Source organism: Rhizobacter sp. P1_G5 (genome assembly GCF_056405435.1).
Genome location: NZ_JBFUCB010000811.1, coordinates 1 through 2,250, shown reverse-complemented (window position 1 = coordinate 2,250; position 2,250 = coordinate 1). Strand labels below are relative to the sequence as shown.

At 71.7% G+C, this 2,250-nt stretch carries 2 protein-coding genes and 1 pseudogene; all 3 read left to right on the top strand.

Annotated features, from left to right (window positions below; translation table 11 throughout):
• Nucleotides 1-951 (top strand): DUF3570 domain-containing protein (locus tag AC1D12_RS31390; RefSeq protein ID WP_477845099.1); only part of this gene is annotated, 951 nt, incomplete at its 5' end.
• A 1-nt stretch (nucleotide 952) separates the two neighbouring features.
• The gene (locus AC1D12_RS31385; protein WP_477845098.1) at nucleotides 953-1,942 is read left to right on the top strand and encodes an FAD:protein FMN transferase; all 990 of its coding nucleotides are present in this window, start codon (nucleotides 953-955) and stop codon (nucleotides 1,940-1,942) included.
• Between the two features lie 47 nt (nucleotides 1,943-1,989).
• A pseudogene (locus tag AC1D12_RS31380) lies at nucleotides 1,990-2,250 on the top strand (penicillin-insensitive murein endopeptidase); the annotation flags it as partial.

Below are 2,250 nucleotides of genomic sequence, written 5' to 3'. Positions count from 1 at the left end.
CCGCTCGGCCGCGACTGGGGCCTCGAGGCGACGGCCACCGTCGACCACGTGTCGGGCGCGACGCCGCGCTACCACAGCAGCGTGTCCGGCGCGTCGACGATGGACGACGAGCGCAAGGCCGGCGACCTGAAGGTGACGCGCTATTTCCAGCGCGCGTCGCTGTCGCTGGGCGGCGCCTACTCGACCGAGCACGACTACCTGTCGCGCGCGTTCTCGGTGGCCGGCACGCTGTCGAGCGACGACAACAACACCACCTGGAATGCCGGCTTCGGCCATGCCGGCGACAAGATCGACCCGACCGCGGGCGGCGAGACCGGCAACATCCGCGACGAGCGCAAGCGCACCAACGACTTCATCGTCGGCGTCACGCAGGCCGTCACCGGCGACGACCTGGTGCAGGCCAACCTGACGCACAGCCGCAGCACCGGCTACCTGAACGATCCGTACAAGGCGCTCGATGCGCGCCCCAGCGAGCGCCGCCAGACCGCGCTGCTGCTGCGCTGGAACCACCACTTCGCCGGCGACGGCTCCACGTTGCGCACCAGCTACCGCGCCTACAACGACAGCTGGCAGGTGAAGGCGAGCACGCTGCAGCTCGAATGGTTCAAGCCGGTCGGCGGCGGCGTCAGCCTGGCGCCGCTGCTGCGCTACTACACGCAGAGCGCCGCGTCGTTCTACACCGATCCGGTGTACGACACGACGCTCGGCGCGCCGTTCCCGGTCGGCTGGGATGCCACCGCGTACAACTCGCCGGACCAGCGCCTGTCGGCCTTCGGCGCGTTCACGCTGGGGCTGAAGCTGCAATGGGCAGTCGACGCGCTGTGGACCTTCGACCTGAAGGGCGAGGCCTACCAGCAGCGCGGCGAGTGGCGCGCCGGCGGCGAGGGCTCGCAGGGGCTGGAGCCGTTCAAGGCGCGCATGCTGCAGGTCGGCATCAGCCGCAAGTTCTAGCGTGACGACCGTGTCCCACCCGATGTCGGCGCGCGCCGAGGCGCAGCCCGACGACCTCGGCTTCGGCTTCAGCGCGATGGCCTGCGAATGCGAGATCCGCATCGCCGGCCTCGGCCGCAAGAAGGCCGAGCCGCTCGCGCGCGAGGCGATCGCCGAGGTGCGACGCATCGAATCGAAGTTCTCGCGCTATCGCGAGGCGAGCGTGGTGTCGCGCATCAACGCGGCGGCGGGCAGCGGCCGGCCGGTCGAGGTCGACACGGAGACGGCCGACCTGCTCGACTTCGCCGCGCAGCTGCATGCGAGCAGCGGCGGGCTGTTCGACATCACCTCGGGCATGCTGCGCCAGGCCTGGGATTTCAAGGCGCAGCGCAAGCCCGCCGACGGGCAACTCGAGCAGCTGCTGCCGCGTGTCGGCTGGAACAGGCTGCGCTGGCAGCGGCGCGGTGCAGGGCAGGCCGGCCGCATCGAGCTGCCGATGGCCGGCATGGAGCTCGATTTCGGCGGCTTCGGCAAGGAGTACGCGGCCGATCGCGCCGCGACGCTGCTGCAGTCGCGCGGCGTGCGCCACGGCATGGTCAACCTGGGCGGCGACATCCGCCTGATCGGCCCGCGGCCCGATGGCCGGCCCTGGGTGCTCGGCGTGCAGCACCCGCGGCACGAGCGCGCGCTGATCGCCCGCATCGACCTCGGCGACGGCGCGCTCGCGACCAGCGGCGACTACGAACGCTTCTTCGAGCACGAGGGCGTGCGCTACTGCCACATCCTCGATCCGCGCAGCGGCATGCCGGTGTCGCACTGGCAGTCGGTCAGCGTGGTGGCGCCGGCCTGCCTGGCGGCCGGCGCGCTGACGACGATCGCGATGCTGCTGCAGGCGGATGCGCTGGCGTTCCTGCAGTCGCAGAACGTCGGCTACCTGGCGGTCGATGCGCAGGGGGGCATCCATCGCCATGAGCTGTGGCAGCGCGGCGAGAGCGAGGCGGCCTCGGCATGAGCGGGCTCCCTCGACGAGCCATGCTTGCGGCGGCAGGTGCCATCGCGGTGACAGCCACGCTGCCCGCGTCGGCCGCGAGCCGCTGCTTCGGCACGGTGGCCAAGGGCCGCCTCGAAGACGGTGTCGCGCTGCCGATAGGCGGCGCCAACTTCTCCGCCTACAGCCGGCTCGGCGTGACGGCCGGCCRCACGCATGTGCATTCGACGGTGCGCGACATCGTGGTCGACGCGTATGCGCAGCTCGCGGCCGCGCTGCCCGGCACGGTGTTCGTCTACGGCGAGACCGGCTGGGCCGGCGGCGGACGGATC